Source organism: Amycolatopsis sp. NPDC051372, assembly GCF_040682095.1.
Lineage (GTDB): Bacteria > Actinomycetota > Actinomycetes > Mycobacteriales > Pseudonocardiaceae > Amycolatopsis.
Window position 1 is genome coordinate 539,401 of record NZ_JBFBAF010000001.1, and the last position, 15,238, is coordinate 554,638.

Genomic DNA, 15,238 nt, shown 5'->3' on the forward strand with positions numbered 1-15,238 from the left:
GGTCAACTGCCGCGGATTGGTCACTGGTGGCGGGTGGCGTCCTTGAAAGACAAAGCCGGTGTTGCGCGAAGGTCGAGCTGTCGTCGGCGCGGCCGGTCGAGGGCGTTTGGTTGAGGGTACGGATTTGCCGGGCGTCGGCGGAAGCCAGGGGGACTCAGTCGAACGGCAGAACCGGCGTGCCGAACGGCTCCAGGAACGAGATCGTCTCCATGATCGTCGACACCCCGGTTTCCACGGCCCGTACGACCGCGGCGCACGCCTCGATCACCGGTTGCACCGCTTCTGTCGAGCGGTCGCCCGCCAGTACCGCCACCGCGGACGCCGCGGCTGACCCCGCGACGCACGTGACCTGAGCGGCCGTCTCCGCCGCGAGCCGGTCGAGTAGATCGGCCAAGTCCAGCCCGACGGCGGCAGTGCGGGCGGCGGCTTCGGCGGCCTGCCGGTAGTGCACGTCGAGCTCGTCGGCGCGGGTGCGGAACAGGGCGGCAGGCTCGCCGCCCCAGCGGCGTTCCGCGCGGTGGGCGCCGCTTTCGAAGGCGAGGCGGGCGGTGACCAGGACGTCGCGGCCGGCCGACAGGGTGCGGGCCGACTCGCGGATGGCGGGGGGTGAGCAGTCGATCTGCTGCAGCGCGGCCACGGGGTCCGGGGCACCGAGGCGCGCGCCGGCCTTCCGCAGCGGCTCGAGGGTCGCGGCGGCCTTCTCCAGGGCCGGGTGCAAGAAGGGCATCAGGTGAACAGCGCCGTCGCCACCGCGGGGCGGATCTTCTCCGCGTGCCCGCCCGCCGCCATGCGCAGGCGGCCCGCGAGGTCGGACGTCGCGTCGCCCAGCACGCGGGCGTCGACGTCGCGGGCGGCCAGCGCGGCCTCCCAGCGCGAGGCCAGCTCGCGCGCCGGCGCGGAGATGCCGAACGGTGTGGACTCCAGGCGCGCCTCGGCGAAGCGGCCGGCCGCCTGGTCGGCGTCGGCCGCGGCCTTGTCCAGCGCGTCGGCCGCGGCGCGCAGCCGCTCACTCGTCGAGCTCGCCATGGCGACCTCCCCTTCCCGCAACAAACCAGTTCAAGGTGGCCAGGCCCCCACCTCGTCACCCTGTAGGGGGAGATCTAACCTCATCACGTCCTGTGTGGTCACTCGGCCGGGCGTAGGACAGTTTCACATCGTGAAGAGCCTTGACCCCGCTCGGCAGCGCTGACGACTATCGCGCCCATGCCGGCCACCCGCCCGCGCAGCCGACCCAGCCGCCCCGCCGGGGCAGGCACAGCCGCGCCCCGGTCCACGTGGCAAGTCACTCCGATCGGCCGAACTCCGCTCAACCAAGCCGATTCGCCCACCCGGAGGGCTTGATGTCGATCGACCTGCCGAGCTTGTCGGCCACCCCCGCCGACGGCATCCGCGAAGGCCCGCGTGTGCTGCGTCGGCTGCCCGAAGGCGCCGAAGAACGCCCTACGAACTGTTCACCGTCCGCCCCCTCGGCCGGGTGAGGGTGTCGACCTCGGAGCGTCAATGACCCCACGGCTTCGCGTACAGCTGAACCGCGCGTTGCTGGAGTGGAAGATGCTGTTCTTCCGCGAACAGAAAATGACGGCGGAACAACAGCGCGTGTTCGCTCCCCACTGAGGAGCGTTGGAAACCTGCCCCTTCATCCCGCAAGGCGACAACAACGAAGTCGTCCGCTTCACCCGCACCGCCGGCATGCCGGGCTACGAGAACATCTGGCACACCGACGTCACCTGGCGCCCCGCACCCGCGCTCGGCTCCGTCCTCCGGCTGGTGGAGGTCCCGCCGGTCGGCGGCGACACGATGTGGGTCGACATGGCCGCCGCCTACGACAACCTGCCGGCCGACGTGCGCGAAGGCGTCGACGTGGCGTTATGGGACAACCGCGCCACCCAGCACTACGCAGTGAACGACTACCACCCCCTCAACCGGGTGGCCGAACGCGTCGCCATCGTGGGCGACCGGCCGTTCGGGCCTAACCTGGTCGTATGAGCGAACCCAAGGCCGTGGTCACCGCGTTCCTGCAGGCTCTCGAGGACATGGACGTCGAGCGGGCGCTGAACCACGTCGCAGTCGACATCACCTACCAGAACGTGCCGCTCCCGCCCGCCCGCGGGCTCGCGGCCGTGGAGAAGCAGCTGCGCATGCTGACCCGGTTCGGCACCGGGTTCGAAGCGCGCACGCACCACATCGCCGCCGACGGCAACGTCGTGCTCACCGAACGCACCGATGTGCTGCGCCGCGGCTCGTTCGCGGCGGAGTTCTGGGTGTGCGGCACCTTCGAGGTCGAGAACGGCCGGATCGTGCTGTGGCGCGACTACTTCGACTGGACCACTGTCCTCGCCGCCGGCGCGAAGGGCGCCGGCCGCGCGGCGGTGGCCGGAGCGAAGACCCTCATCGGCAAGGCCCGTCCGTGAGCGGTGCGGCCGCCAAGCCGCCGAGCCGCACCGCCCACGAACCCCCGGGGCAAACTTTTCGCGGACGCCGCGGTCGCGGGAAAAGCGGAAATCCCGCGTCCGCGGCGTACCCCAGCGGGCGCCAAACCGCGCGAGCCGAACACGATCAACCCCCATGTGATCGTGTCGCCTCCCCCCACGGTTTGCGACTCGTGAGCTCCCGGGAAGTGGTCTGGGCCACTTTCTCGTGGGCTCGCGAGTAAAGGTACCTCCGCCGCAAACCGACGGCGCCAAAGCTTGACCTGCATTTAAGGCAGATGGGCCGTCCGGGTGACGACCTGGGGAAACGCCCTCAGCGCTTCGGCGCGAGAAACCCTTCGACGGTGCCGATCCCGGAGCCCACGGCCACCTTTGTGGACCGGCGCGCCGACAGTTCGGCCACGTGCCGCAGCACCTGTGCCGCCGCTTCGCCGGCCAGCGGCACGCACTCGTTGTCCTCGCCGCGGCGCACCGGTATGAGTTCGAGCCGCGGCCGGTCGCCGAGCAGGCACCCGGCGAGCAGCCCGTCGACGTGGCGGCCGCGCATCGCGGGCCAGTCGAACACGAGGTTGCCGAGGCTGTAGAGGATCGGACGCCCCCGGTAGACCTCCACAGCCTGGATGCTGTGCGGCCCGTGGCCCACCACGAGGTCGGCGCCCGCGTCGATGATCGCGTGGGCATAGGCGATCTGGTACTCGGTGAGCTCTTCGCCCGGCAGCCCCCAGTGCATCGACACGACCACGTGGTCGGCCGCCGCGCGGGCGCGGTGGACGTCGGCGACCACGCGTTCCAGGTCCGCCGGCACCGGGGTGGTGTGGACGATCGGCGGCCGGCCCGGCACGTCGAGCACCCGCGGATCCGGCTGGTACGAGGTGTACGCGCCGGCGACCGCGACGCCCGCCGAATCGGCCTTCGCCTCTTGGCCGACCGGCCAGCACAACGACGTGAACGCGAGGAAGGCGACGCGGCGATCGGCCCGTTCGATCACGGCGGGCGTGTGCGCGGCGGTGAGGTTCGCACCACCGCCGCAGTACGCGATCCCGGCATTCTCCAGCACCGACAGGCTGGCGAGCATGGCCGGCGGCGGGTACGTCACGTTGTTGGCGACCGACACCACGTCGATCCCGGCGGCGGTGAGCGCCTCGACCATTTCCGGCGCGGAATGGCGCCAATTCGGCTTGTGCGGGATGTCCAGACCGCCGTGGTCACTGATCGATCCCGACAGTGGACCCTCGAGGTTGACAAAACGCAGGTCGGCCCCGCTCAACAACGGTGTCAGCGCCCGGAATGCCGTTTTCGGCTCGCTTCGGCCCTGCACGTTGACGTCTCCGCCGAGTACGAGAGAGATCACTGTGTCAACCCGTCCCTCGGAGGTAATTCCGCGAACTCGTTACGAATCGTTGCCTCTTAGTCTTCCTACCCTTCGCTTGTTCGGGGGACGATGCGTCGACCGTTCATGCAAAGGGGACTCAGGGTGACCATATCCGGTCGAAGAAAGAGCGTGCTGACCGCCGCTGCCGTCGCGGGCCTGGTGGTGAGCGGAGCTCCCGCCGCACTCGCCACACCCAGCGCGGACGCGGTCATCGCCGAGGTCTACGGCGGCGGTGGCAACGCCGGCGCCACGCTCACCAACGACTTCGTGGAGCTCGCGAACCGCGGCGGCGCGCCGCTCGCGCTCGACGGCTACAGCGTGCAGTACCTGCCGGCCACGGCCAGCGCGTCGAGCACGTGGCAGGTCACGAAGCTCGCCGGCTCGGTCGCCGCGGGCGGCCGCTACCTCGTCGGTGAGTCGAAGGGCTCCGGCGGCACCGTCGCGCTGCCCACCCCGGACGCGACCGGCACCATCTCGATGTCCGGGACCGCCGGCACGATCGCGCTGGTCACCGGTTCCACCGCGCTGACCTGCAAAACCGCCGCCGACTGCGCCGCCGACCCGCAGGTCAAGGACCTCGTCGGCTTCGGTGACGCCGTGGTCCGCGAGGGCACGCCGACGGCCGCCCTGTCGAACACGACCTCGGCCGCGCGCGCCGCGTCCCTGGCCGACACGGACGACAACAGCGCCGACTTCACCGTCGGCGACCCGACTCCCACCAACTCCAAGGGCGAGACGGCCGGCGGTGGCGACACCGGCCCCGTCGACCCGGGCACGCCCGCGAAGATCCACGACATCCAGGGCACCACGCGGATCTCGCCGTTGAAGGACAAGAAGGTCAGCGACGTCACGGGCATCGTGACGGCCGTGCGCACCTTCGGTTCGTCGCGCGGCTTCTGGCTGACCGACCCGAACCCCGACAGCGACCCGCGTACCAGTGAGGGCCTGTTCGTGTTCACCGGTTCGACCACGCCCGCCGTCGCCGTCGGCGACGCGGTGACCGCGGCCGGCACGGTGAAGGAGTTCTACCCGGACGCCCCGGCGACGTCGAACTACCAGTCGCTCACCGAGCTGTCCAGTGCACAGTGGACGGTCGGCACGCACGAGAACCCGTTGCCCACGCCCACGAAGATCACGCCCGACCAGATCCCGGACGTGCTCGCGCCCAACGCCGGCGGCAACATCGAGGCGCTGCCGCTGGAGCCGGCGAAGTACGCGCTGGACTTCTGGGAGTCGCACGAGAGCGAGATCATCAGCATCTCCGACGCCCGCGTGGTCGGCCCGAGCAACGACTTCGACGAGCTCTACGTAACCACGAAGCCGCAGCAAAACCCGACGCCGCGCGGCGGCACGGTCTACCTCGGCTACGACAAGATCAACACCGGTGTGCTGAAGGTCCAGTCGATCATCCCGTTCGACCAGCAGCCGTTCCCGAAGGTCAACACCGGTGACGTGCTCACCGGGACGACGTCGGGCCCGGTGGAGTACAGCAGCTTCGGCGGCTACACGCTCTTCGCGTCGCAGATGGGTCCGGCGAAGGACAACCACCTGCAGAAGGAGGTCACGGCGCGCCAGCGTCCGGGCCAGCTCGCGGTGGCGACGTACAACGTCGAGAACCTCGCACCGTCCGACCCGGACACGAAGTTCGCGCAGCTCGCGCACGGCGTCGTCGACAACCTGGCCGCGCCGGACGTGGTGACCCTGGAGGAGATCCAGGACAACGACGGCGCCACCAACGACGGTGTGGTCGCCGCCGACGTGACGCTCAAGAAGTTCACCGACGCGATCATCGCGGCGGGCGGCCCGCACTACCAGTGGCGCGAGATCGACCCGACCAACGACGAGGACGGCGGCGAGCCGGGCGGCAACATTCGCGTGGGCTTCCTGTTCAACCCGGCGCGAGTGTCCTTCGTGGACCGCCCGGGCGGCAGCGCGCTGTCCTCGGTGGGTGTCGTGAAGGACCACGGCAAGGTGCACCTGACGCAGTCCCCGGGCCGCGTCGACCCGACGAACGACGCGTGGACCGACAGCCGCAAGCCGCTGGCCGGCGAGTTCGTCTTCCAGGGCCGCACGGTGTTCGTGATCGCCAACCACTTCAACTCCAAGGGCGGCGACCAGCCGACGCACGGCCGGTTCCAGCCGCCGGTGCGCAGCTCCGAGGTGCAGCGCCAGAAGCAGGCGACTGTGCTGAAGGGCTTCGTCTCGCAGCTGCTTTCGGCCGACCGCAACGCCAACGTGGTGGTGGCCGGTGACCTCAACGACTACCAGTTCTCGCCCGCGTTGGCCCAGCTGACGTCCGGCGGCCTGAAGGACCTCATCGCGACGCTGCCCGCCGCCGAGCGGTACAGCTACGTGTTCGAGGGCCAGTCGCAGGTGCTGGACCACATCCTGGCTGCGCCGGCGCTTCGCGGCGTGGACTACGACGTGGTCCACATCAACGCCGAGTTCGCCGACCAGGCCAGCGACCACGACCCGCAGATCGTGCGGTTCCGGCCGTCGACGGGGAACAAGCTGGGGGACGTTGCTTACGACCTGCTGGACTACCTGGACCAGTTGCTGGGGCGGACAGCTCCGCGTAAGTAGTTTCGCCGGGTGCGGGAAGGCTTCCCCGATCGGAGGCCTTCCCGTATCCGCTTTTCTCGCTAGAATCCCTCCGGCAAAGGGGGATTTGTTGAGCAAGGAACAGCCCGAGCGCGAGGGCTTCTGGTCGCTTGGCCACAAGTGGATCACAGCCATCGCTGCTCTGATCACCGCACTCGCCACTGCCGGAATCATCGTCGGTGTGAACAGCGGTTCTTCGGACAAGAGCGGAAACGCGCTGCCTGCACCGACTCAACCCGCGTCGCAGGCGCCGGCGGCTCCGGGATCGACGGCCGCGAGTTCGGCCCCACCCGCTTCCTCGAACGCACCCGCTGATCCGGCCGTGTACTACGCCGGTCCGGTCACCTGGGGTCAGGTCAACCTCGACCTGACCCCGCCTGCCTATTCCTCCACCAACGACATCATGGGGTCCGGCCCGGATCTGTACAACAGCGGTCACGTCAAGATCGACATCTGGGCCGACCGCGGTGAACCCGGGCGCAATGACTGCGAAACCCTTGCGCTCACCACCGGCGGCGCGGAGGTCGACTCACTCCACGCGGGCAGCATCGTCTGTGGCATCACCGAGAAGGGCCGGCCGTTCCGGTTGAACGTGAAGGTCGCCAGCAGCAACGGCATCGTCACCGACGCGGTGGTCTGGAACGCGTAGCCGTTCGGCGAGTAACCCGTAGCCGAAAGGCGTACGTGGTGATCAGCCCGCCGCATGTTGTCCCGGCAGCCGCGCGATTCGTACGTTCGGACCAACCGATGAGGAGGTCCGAATGCGCAGGACGATGACCGTGGGCGCGGCTGTTCTGGTGGCCGGCACGGTGGCGGCGGCGCCCGCGATGGCGGTGTCCGGGGGTGACACCGCGCGGCCCGGCGCGGCGCCGTGGATGGCGACGATCGTGTTCAAGGGGGACGGGCCCCTGGTGCAGCGGGAAAGTTGCGGCGGCGCGTTGATCGCGCCGGATCGGGTGGTGACGGCGGCGCACTGCCTCGACCACGTGGACCCCACGCACTTCGAGGTGCACCTCGGGGGTGGGACGCTGTCGACGGATCCCGGGCGGATCGTGCCGATCGAGGGGTGGTCGGTCGACCCGGGGTTTCGGCTGATCCCGTCGCCGCGGGCGCCGGAGGACTACTCGAAGGCCAGTGCCGCCGATGATGTCGCGCTGATCAAGCTGGCGCGTCCGGTGTTCGACATTCCGACGTTGCCGGTGGCCAACAGGGCGCCGAAGCCAGGCTCCACTGTGGACGTTTACGGGCACGGGCTCACCAGAACACCGGACCCGAAGGACCCGCTGCCCGCGCTCGGTGACCGGCTCGCGCACGCGCAGCTCAAGGTGATCTACGATCAGGCGTGCGGGCAGGCTTTCGGGAGCCAGGACGTGATCGACGGGCCGTCGGTGCTGTGTACGCAGGCCGCGGCGACGGTCTGTTCCGGCGACAGCGGCGGTCCGCTGGTTCAGGACGGCCGGCTCGTCGGCGTCGTCAGCTTCGCCGGTGAGGTCGCCGGTAAGCAGTGCGGTGACCCGACCGCCAACGGGTTCGCCGACGCGGCCGCGTTGCGTTCCTTCCTGAGGCAGCCGAGGCCGCCGCTCGCGCCGATGACTCAGGCGGACCCCACGATCGCCGGCACCAAAGCCGCGGGCAACACGCTCACCTGCGAAGCTCCGAAGTGGACCAACGGCACACCGGCCGAGGTGGACTACGCCTGGTACTCCAACAAGGTCGACCCCTCCAACGGCTTCGAGTTCTACATCCCGGTCGAGGGCGCGACGAACTCCCAGCTGGCCATCACCCCGGACCTCGCGGCCCACAAGCTGGATTGCGGCGTCACGGCCAGTACCGCGGGCGGCACCGTCGTGCTCTACACCGACGTCATCTGACAACTCAGCGTTTCGCTCGCCACCCCAGCGCCAGTACCGCCTGCACCAGCTCCTGGTACGACGGCTTCACTTCCTCGAGATACCGGTCCAGGTACTGCGGCCGCGCCGTCGACACCGGCTGCGGATCATCGGCCGGCTCGAGGAAGGTGAGCCGGGCGACGTTGTGCAGGGCCATCTTCCACCAGCGGGAAGCGCGTTCGGCCGCCTTCTCCTCGCGTTCCTTCGCGGCGGAGACGGCGGCGTGCGCGTCGGCGAGCTGGTGGTCGATTTCGTCGGCGCGGGCGAGCTCCCAGGCGCGCAGGTTGTCGGCGGAGCCGCGGGCCAGGCCGACGATTTCCTTGTAGCGCATGGCCGCGCTGGCGTCGTCCGTCATGCCGGGTCTCCCGTCTGCTCGGGCCGCTGGAAGGGGATGATGACTTCGGGGGCGCCGTGCGTGGTGCGGTCGAAGAACAACGCGCGGCCCTGGCGCGGCGACCAGTGCACGACTTGGCCGGCGGCGAACGGGGACAGCTCGTTGCCCTGCACGTCGAGCGCCGCCCAGGTGCCGATGTCGTCGGTGCCGCCGAAGCCGAGCGTGTCCTTGAGGCGCGCGATGCTGCGCCACCAGCCGATGGTGTGCACGCCGTGGCCCGGGCCCGTCTTGAGCACCGTGCGCAGGTGATCGAGGCCGCTCTTGAGCTGGCCGGGGGCCTTGGTTTCCAGCGTGGGCAACGCGGCGTCCACCCCGTACAGCAGCAAGATCCGTGACGGGCCGCCGAGTTCCCCGTCCACAATGGAGGTCAGCAAAGCCGCCAGGTCGTCGATCAAATCTGTCACGTGACCCTCGGCGCGCAGCCGTTCCGTCAGCTCCAGGACGGCCGGCGCGCACGCCTCGATCGGGCAGTACAGCACGAACTCGACCTCGCCGATCTCGTACTGCCGCGCCAGTGACCGCGCCGCGGAGTCCATGATGGACAGTGCCTCCGCCGACGCGCCGCCCAGTACCGCGACGTTGCGGCCGGGCGCGCGAGGCAGCTCCACGCCCTGCGCGGCCTCCGTCACGTCGATCGACTGTCCCAGCAGCGCGCGCGGGCGCGAGGTCGGCTTGAGCTCCGTGTACGCCGGGAACTGTTCCAGCACCGGCGAATGCGCGCCGTCGAACAGGCGGGGGCGCGGGAAGCGTCCGGAGTAGAGCTCCCACAGCTTGTGCTGCAGGTCGACGAACACGTTGCGGCTGCTCGCGTCCGGGATGTGCGCGAGCAGGTTTCCGTGCGCCACGCCGGAATCGTGGTTGATCACGGCGTGCCACTTCGGCGCGGACACCGCCGCGTTGTTCGTCTCCGCCAGCACGCGCCGCGCCTTCGGCATCGCGATGCGTAGCGTGCACTGCTCGAATACCGCCGGCTTGCCCCAGAACGCCTCGATGCCCGCGACGTCCTGGCTCGCGAGCACGAGGTGGATGCCCTGCGAACGCCCACGCCGCGCGATGTCCTCCAGTAGCTGCGTGGCCATGGCCGTGACCTGGTCGCGCCCGGCGAACAGGTACTGGAACTCGTCGATCACGGCGACGATCCGCGGCCAGTGCCCGCTCGGGTCCTGCTCGCGCAGGTCGGCCAGGTTCGTGACCTCGTGTTCCTTGGCCGCGGCCGAACGCCGGCGCAGCTCGTCGGCGAGGAAGCGCAGCAGTGCCAGGCCGAACTCGCGGTCGGTGTTCACGTTGACACCCACGAGCTTCGCGTGCGGCAGCCAGCTCGCGTCCTTGCGACCGGGCGCGAGGCCCGCGAACGACACGCCTTCCTTGAAGTCCAGCAGGTACAGCGCCAGCTCGTCCGGCGTGTAGCGCGCGGCGAGGCTGCCGAGCAGCGAGTACAGGAAGTTTGTCTTACCGGAACCGCTCGGCCCGCCGATCAGGGCGTGCGGGCTCGCGTCGCCGATCACGACCTCGACGGCCTCGCCCTCGTAGAACCCGACGGGCGCGCGCAGCTCCCGCGCCGAGCTCTCCTGGCCGAACTCCGTGGGCAGCAGGTCGGCGAACGAGCGCGGCCCGCCTTGCTTGGCGATCAACGCTTCCGCGATCCGCCCGGCCGCCCGGATCACCTGTCCGGAAGGCAATGGCGGATCGAGGTCCACGACGAGGTCGGTGCCGGTCATGCTGCTGATCGCGCGCCGCTCGTCGAGCAGGCTCAGCGATTCGATCGACGCGCTCACGGCCGTGGGCACGTCGATGAGGATGAGGCAGATCCCGGCGGCGAGCGCGCCGCTGGCCACACGCTTGAGGTCGCGTGCGAGCTCCGGTTCCAGCGTCTCGCCGTTGCCGTAGAGCACCGCGATCCGGTACGGCTCCACGCGCTGGTTGCTGGCACGGCGCAGCTCTCGCAACGACGTGTGCCCGGCCTGCATGCCGGTGGCGTGGATACGGCGGATGTGGCCGGCCAGCTCGTCGAGGAGGTCTTCCAGCCGCGTCGGGTCGTAGAGCGACAGCGCACTGGTACGGCTGATCGGATAGAGGTCGGGCAGGATCGCGGTGAGCTGCCCGATGTCCCACAGGTGGATCTTCACGGCGCCGGGCTCGAACGTCGATAGCACCCGCATCAGCAGGTTCTGCACGATCCCGTCGATCACCGGACGCGTTTTGGGCGCCGAGGTGATCTGCAGGTGCGACTCGTCGAGCAGGGGCACGGCGACGTCGAACGTCCGCGAGATGTCGCGGCCGGCCGCCGTCGCCGAGCCGACGCGCCACAACCCCGGCGCGGTGATGCCGGGGTTGGTCCCCACCCGGCCGAGCCATTCGCTCGGCGGCCGCCCCGCGGGACCCGGTGCGTTGGCCGTCACCAGGTCCCGCAGGGCGCCCGGGCCCGAGCTCCAGTCGGTATAGAACGCGTTGCGCACGCCGCCGAGCGAAGCGAAAACCTCGTGCGCGGCCGGGTGCCGCGCCCATTCCGTCTGCTGCTCGGCGTCGGCGTGGTTCATGCCGACGCGCACGATTTCCTGTTCGAGAGCGAGCCGCGCCACGTCGGCCTCCGCGGCTTCGCGGGCGCCGGCGGCGGCACCGAGCACGAGCCCGATCTGGTGCCGGACCCGGTCCAGCGCCGTCTGAACGCGGTTGCGCTGCTCGGCGGATTTACTGGCCATCGGTGTCGCTCATACTGTGCCGTTCGTCCCTACAGGCGTGACTGGTATCCGCTCACCAGGTCGTCGGCGGCGGCTAGGCGGGTGAGGAGATGGTCGAGTCCCTCGTCGGCCTGGTCCAGTTGCGTCGGCAGCCAAGGATCGGCCTTCGCTTGTGCGTCGACGAGCGCTCTGCGGGCGTCCCCGAGCAGGGACTTGGCCCGCTCGGCGTGGGCGCGCCCGTCGGTGAGGCCCGCCATCGCAGCGGTGAGCAACTGGTGGATCTCGGCGAGTCCCGACATGGAGCTACAACCGGGCCGAGTAGGAGTCGGCCGACGAAATACTGGCCTGGATGGTGCTTTGCATCCCGGTGATTCCGTTCAGCGCTTCGGCCAGCAGACCGTGGGCCTGGTTGACCTCGTGCTGACTGCTGCCCTGCGTCGCCTGGGAAAGCGACAACTGGGCTTCTTCGAGAGATTGCGCTGCCTGCTGCAGGGCGGCGATGCTCGCGGACGCCTTCTCGTTCGCGAGCGCGATGCCAGCGCGGATCTCTTCCACTCCGGGCATGGGGGCGGACTCCTCGGTGCGTCGGGGCTGGAACGACCACGTACAAACTTAGCGTGATCAGGTGTCTTCGGTAAGTGAGGAACTGGGGGAGAATCGACAAGGCCCCGGACGTGGGTGACGTCCGGGGCCTCGCGGGCAGCGGTTGGTAGCGGAACCCCCGAACCGTGTTCCAGCCATGGTGACCTGCGGTTTTCGAGGCTCGCGCGCGAGTGGCCGCGCCCAGGTCAGGCCGGTATTCGTGACACCGATGAACCTCTCCGAACTTCTACGATCGAGTCTGCGGAGGAGACTAGCGGGTGCGGCCGGGTTGGGTTTCGGAGGTCCTCGGGTAGCCCCCGGCCTGCGCGGGTGTCGATCAGCAACGCTTCGGCAACGGCCTCCACGCGGACGCGTACGGGAGAAAACGGGTATATGAAAGGAAATTCGCGTTTCCGGAAGTGGCGCGCCGCTTGGTCTTATCGCGCGCCGATCACGCGCGGTGAGGAATCGAGGCTGGGCAACAAGAGTGGCGCGTCGGCCGGAGCCCGCGAACGACAAAACGCCGGACGGCTCGTGAAAGCTGCCCGGCGTTTCGCCTGCTACTGCGGCGGAGGATACAGGATTCGAACCTGCGAGGGCGTGAACCCAACACGCTTTCCAAGCGTGCGCCTTAGGCCGCTCGGCCAATCCTCCGTGGAGAAGGGTACCGGATGGGGTGGTGCGGTCCCGCAGGTGGGCCGGGGGTGGCGATCAGGCGGGGACGACGTCGGCGACGACGATGGTGATGTTGTCGGGGCCGCCGCCGTCGTTGGCGAGGGTGATGAGGGCGGGGACGGCTTCGCCGGGGGTGCCGGCGGCAAGGGTCTCGGCGATGGCGGGTTCGCCGGCGCCGGCGGTGAGGCCGTCGGAGCAGAGCAGGAGGCGGTCGTCGGCGAGGGGGGTGAACTCCCAGACGTCCGGGTCGCCCGAGCCGGTGCTCTGCAGCGCCTTCATGAGCAGCGAGCGGCGTGGGTGGTCTATGGCGTCGGCCTGGGAGATGCGGCCGTCTTCGACGAGGGCCTGGACGAGGGTGTGATCGCGCGTGATGCGGTGCAGTTCGCCGTCGCGCAGGAGGTAGCCGCGGGAGTCGCCGATATGGGCGGCGGCGAAGCGCACGCCGTCGAAGAGCAGGGTGGTGAGCGTGGTGCCCATGCCGTGGGTGGCGGGATCCTGCTCGGCGACCTCGGCGAGGCGCTCGCCGACGCGCCGGACGCCGTCGGCGAGGGTGCTCTGGAGGTCGAGCGAGGTGAGGTCGAGTGAGCGCAGCTCGGAGTCCAGGCTCGCGAGCACGCCGACCGCGGTGGCACTGGCCACTTCCCCGTGGGGCTGACCACCGATACCGTCGGCCACGGCGAGCAGGCGTCCGCTGGCGTAGACGGAGTCCTCGTTGATCGAGCGTCGTCGCCCGGTGTCGGAGCCCGCGGCGTAGCGCAGGGTGAACCGGGTCTGGTTGGTGACCATATCACCATGAAACCATTGGTTGACTGAGTTAACAAGTAAAACGATGGAAACTCCAGTCATCAGCTATCGTGCTGGCCATGGACGACACCGCGACGGTCAGCGCCGCCGACATCGCCCGGCTCGCGGGGGTGCGTCGCGCCGCGGTGAGCAACTGGCGGCGGCGCCACGACGACTTCCCGCGCCCGGTCGGCGGCACCGCGTCCAGCCCGCTGTTCTCGCTGCCCGAGGTGCAGGCCTGGTTGACCAGCCGCGGCCGGCCCGTGGTGCTCGCGCCGATCGACCTGGCGTGGCAACGGCTGCGCGCCCTCGGCGACGACCTCGAGCTGGACACCCGCGTCGCCGACGCCGGTGAGTATCTCGCCCACGCCACCGAACGTCCCACGGACGACCCGGAGCTGCTCGCCCTCCTCGCCGAGGTGGCCACGACGAACGGCGCGACCTGGACGTTCGAGCAGCTCTGCGAACGCTACTTCGAAGCCCACGCCCGCCGCGTCTCGCCGACGCCTCCCGCGTACGCGAGCTTGATGGTCCGCCTCGCCGGTGCGAAGGGGGCCACTGTGCTCGACCCGGCGTGCGGCTTCGGGTCCCTGCTCCTCGCCGCCGAGGCCGCCGGGGCCACCCTTGTCCAGGGCCAGGACAGCGATCCCACCACCGCCCGCATCGCCGCCCTGCGCTTGCGTCTCCACGGCGCCGACACCGAAGTCCACACCGGCGACTCCCTCCGTGAGGACGCTTTCACTGGCCAGCAGGCCGACGTCGTCCTGTGCGACCCGCCGTTCAACGAACGCGCGTGGGGCCACGAAGAGCTCGTCGGCGACCCGCGCTGGGAATACGGGCTGCCGCCGCGCGGGGAGTCGGAGCTCGCGTGGGTGCAGCACTGTCTCGCCCGCGTGAAACCCGGCGGCACCGTCGCCATCCTCATGCCCGGCGCCGCCGCCGGCCGGCGCAGCGGCAAACGCATCCGCGCCAACCTCCTGCGCGCCGGCGCCCTGCGCGCCGTGCTCACGCTCGCCCCCGGCGCCGACCTCTGGCTCCTGACGAGACCCGAGCCCGGCAGCCGCGCGCCCGCCACCGCGCTGATCGCCGAGACGACCGTCGACGATGCCGAAGCCCTGTGGCGCGACCACCTCGACAACGGCACCGGCGAACGCATCATCGACCTTCTCGACGACGACGTCGACCTCGCTCCCGCCCAGCGCCGCACCGCCCGCGAAGACCTCGGCGAGGCTTTCCTTGCCGCACAACGGCTTTTCGGCCGCGTCGGCCTCGACCTCCCGCCACTGCAGCCGACGGGCGAGGAACCGCCGCACACCACCGTCGGCGAGCTGGTGAAGGCCGGCGCGCTGGAGATCCACCACGCACCCGCGCGGACCGGCGACGGCGACGAACCCGTCCTGACCCCCGACGACGTCCTGGCCGGCCGCGCCCCCACCGGCTACGCCGCCCCCGACGACGCGGCCGTGATCGCGCACGAAGGCGACGTGATCGCGTCCGTCACCGGCGCCGTCAAAGTCCACAGTGGACCGCCCGTGCGGCTCGGCCCCGCGCTTTCGCTCTACCGCGTGGATCCCGCCCGCCTCGACGCCGAGTTCCTCGCCGGCTGCCTGCGAGCGGCCGATTTCCCCGTGCACAGTGCATCGACCCGCATCGACGCGAGGCGCCTCAAAGTGCCGCGCTACCCGCTCGCCGAGCAACGCTCGTACGGAGCCGCTTTCCGCGCCCTCGCCGAGTTCGACCGGGCGCTGCGGGAGACGGCGGAAATCGGCCGTGACCTGGTCCGGCTAGGCTTTGCGGCGCTCGCCGAAGGACGGCTGCGGCCCGGCGCCTGAAGG

At 70.2% G+C, this 15,238-nt stretch carries 13 protein-coding genes, 1 tRNA gene and 1 pseudogene; 6 read left to right on the plus strand and 9 right to left on the minus strand.

Going from position 1 to position 15,238, the window contains the following annotated elements:
• Positions 1 to 154: 154 nt before the first annotated feature.
• Together AB0M56_RS02485 and AB0M56_RS02490 are read right to left on the minus strand one after the other, a co-directional pair.
• Complete coding sequence (locus AB0M56_RS02485; RefSeq protein ID WP_364170162.1) at positions 155 to 727, minus strand: hypothetical protein; 573 nt, start codon at positions 725 to 727, stop codon at positions 155 to 157.
• Positions 727 to 1,026 carry a hypothetical protein gene (locus AB0M56_RS02490; protein WP_220244967.1) on the minus strand — a complete coding sequence of 100 codons (300 nt, stop codon included), beginning with the start codon at positions 1,024 to 1,026 and terminating at the stop codon, positions 727 to 729. The genes AB0M56_RS02485 and AB0M56_RS02490 overlap by 1 nt, the downstream gene beginning before the upstream one ends.
• 314 nt (positions 1,027 to 1,340) lie before the next feature.
• Here AB0M56_RS02490 and AB0M56_RS02495 point away from each other — a divergent pair.
• Both AB0M56_RS02495 and AB0M56_RS02500 read left to right on the plus strand, forming a co-directional pair.
• Positions 1,341 to 1,986 (plus strand): annotated as a pseudogene (locus tag AB0M56_RS02495) (TauD/TfdA family dioxygenase).
• Positions 1,983 to 2,411, plus strand: coding sequence for a limonene-1,2-epoxide hydrolase family protein (locus AB0M56_RS02500; RefSeq protein WP_364170165.1), 429 nt, complete (start codon positions 1,983 to 1,985; stop codon positions 2,409 to 2,411). Before AB0M56_RS02495 ends, AB0M56_RS02500 begins: the two are co-directional and overlap by 4 nt.
• A 331-nt stretch (positions 2,412 to 2,742) precedes the next feature.
• On the opposite strand, the gene AB0M56_RS02505 is transcribed toward AB0M56_RS02500, so the two are convergent.
• On the minus strand, positions 2,743 to 3,780 hold the full coding sequence (locus AB0M56_RS02505; protein ID WP_364170167.1) for a CapA family protein: 1,038 nt from the start codon (positions 3,778 to 3,780) through the stop codon (positions 2,743 to 2,745).
• Between the two features lie 105 nt (positions 3,781 to 3,885).
• Here AB0M56_RS02505 and AB0M56_RS02510 point away from each other — a divergent pair, with 105 nt between their 5' ends.
• From AB0M56_RS02510 to AB0M56_RS02520, 3 genes are all read left to right on the plus strand, one after another.
• On the plus strand, positions 3,886 to 6,384 hold the full coding sequence (locus AB0M56_RS02510; RefSeq protein WP_364170170.1) for an endonuclease/exonuclease/phosphatase family protein: 2,499 nt from the start codon (positions 3,886 to 3,888) through the stop codon (positions 6,382 to 6,384).
• An 88-nt stretch (positions 6,385 to 6,472) separates the two neighbouring features.
• On the plus strand, positions 6,473 to 7,051 hold the full coding sequence (locus tag AB0M56_RS02515; protein WP_364170173.1) for a hypothetical protein: 579 nt from the start codon (positions 6,473 to 6,475) through the stop codon (positions 7,049 to 7,051).
• A gap of 112 nt (positions 7,052 to 7,163) precedes the next feature.
• Entirely contained in the window at positions 7,164 to 8,273 is a 1,110-nt protein-coding gene (locus AB0M56_RS02520; RefSeq protein WP_364170175.1) for a serine protease, read from the plus strand.
• Between the two features lie 4 nt (positions 8,274 to 8,277).
• Here the strand turns inward: AB0M56_RS02520 and AB0M56_RS02525 are convergent, their stop codons facing one another.
• From AB0M56_RS02525 to AB0M56_RS02550, 6 genes are all read right to left on the minus strand, one after another.
• A complete protein-coding gene (locus AB0M56_RS02525; RefSeq protein ID WP_220244960.1) occupies positions 8,278 to 8,646 on the minus strand; it encodes a hypothetical protein in 369 nt (122 codons plus the stop codon).
• Complete coding sequence (locus tag AB0M56_RS02530) at positions 8,643 to 11,384, minus strand: FtsK/SpoIIIE domain-containing protein (protein WP_364170178.1); 2,742 nt, start codon at positions 11,382 to 11,384, stop codon at positions 8,643 to 8,645. The genes AB0M56_RS02525 and AB0M56_RS02530 overlap by 4 nt, the downstream gene beginning before the upstream one ends.
• Positions 11,385 to 11,413: 29 nt before the next feature.
• Complete coding sequence (locus tag AB0M56_RS02535) at positions 11,414 to 11,662, minus strand: hypothetical protein (protein ID WP_220244958.1); 249 nt, start codon at positions 11,660 to 11,662, stop codon at positions 11,414 to 11,416.
• A 4-nt stretch (positions 11,663 to 11,666) separates the two neighbouring features.
• Positions 11,667 to 11,927, minus strand: a complete 261-nt coding sequence (locus AB0M56_RS02540; RefSeq protein WP_220244957.1) for a hypothetical protein — start codon at positions 11,925 to 11,927, stop codon at positions 11,667 to 11,669.
• Between the two features lie 587 nt (positions 11,928 to 12,514).
• Positions 12,515 to 12,599: transfer RNA gene (locus AB0M56_RS02545), tRNA-Ser, on the minus strand.
• A gap of 57 nt (positions 12,600 to 12,656) precedes the next feature.
• Complete coding sequence (locus tag AB0M56_RS02550) at positions 12,657 to 13,406, minus strand: protein phosphatase 2C domain-containing protein (RefSeq protein WP_364170181.1); 750 nt, start codon at positions 13,404 to 13,406, stop codon at positions 12,657 to 12,659.
• Positions 13,407 to 13,483: 77 nt separating this feature from the next.
• Between AB0M56_RS02550 and AB0M56_RS02555 the strand changes: the two genes are divergently transcribed.
• Positions 13,484 to 15,235 (plus strand): N-6 DNA methylase, encoded by a 1,752-nt coding sequence (locus AB0M56_RS02555; RefSeq protein WP_364170183.1) that lies wholly within the window; start codon positions 13,484 to 13,486, stop codon positions 15,233 to 15,235.
• Positions 15,236 to 15,238 lie beyond the last annotated feature (3 nt).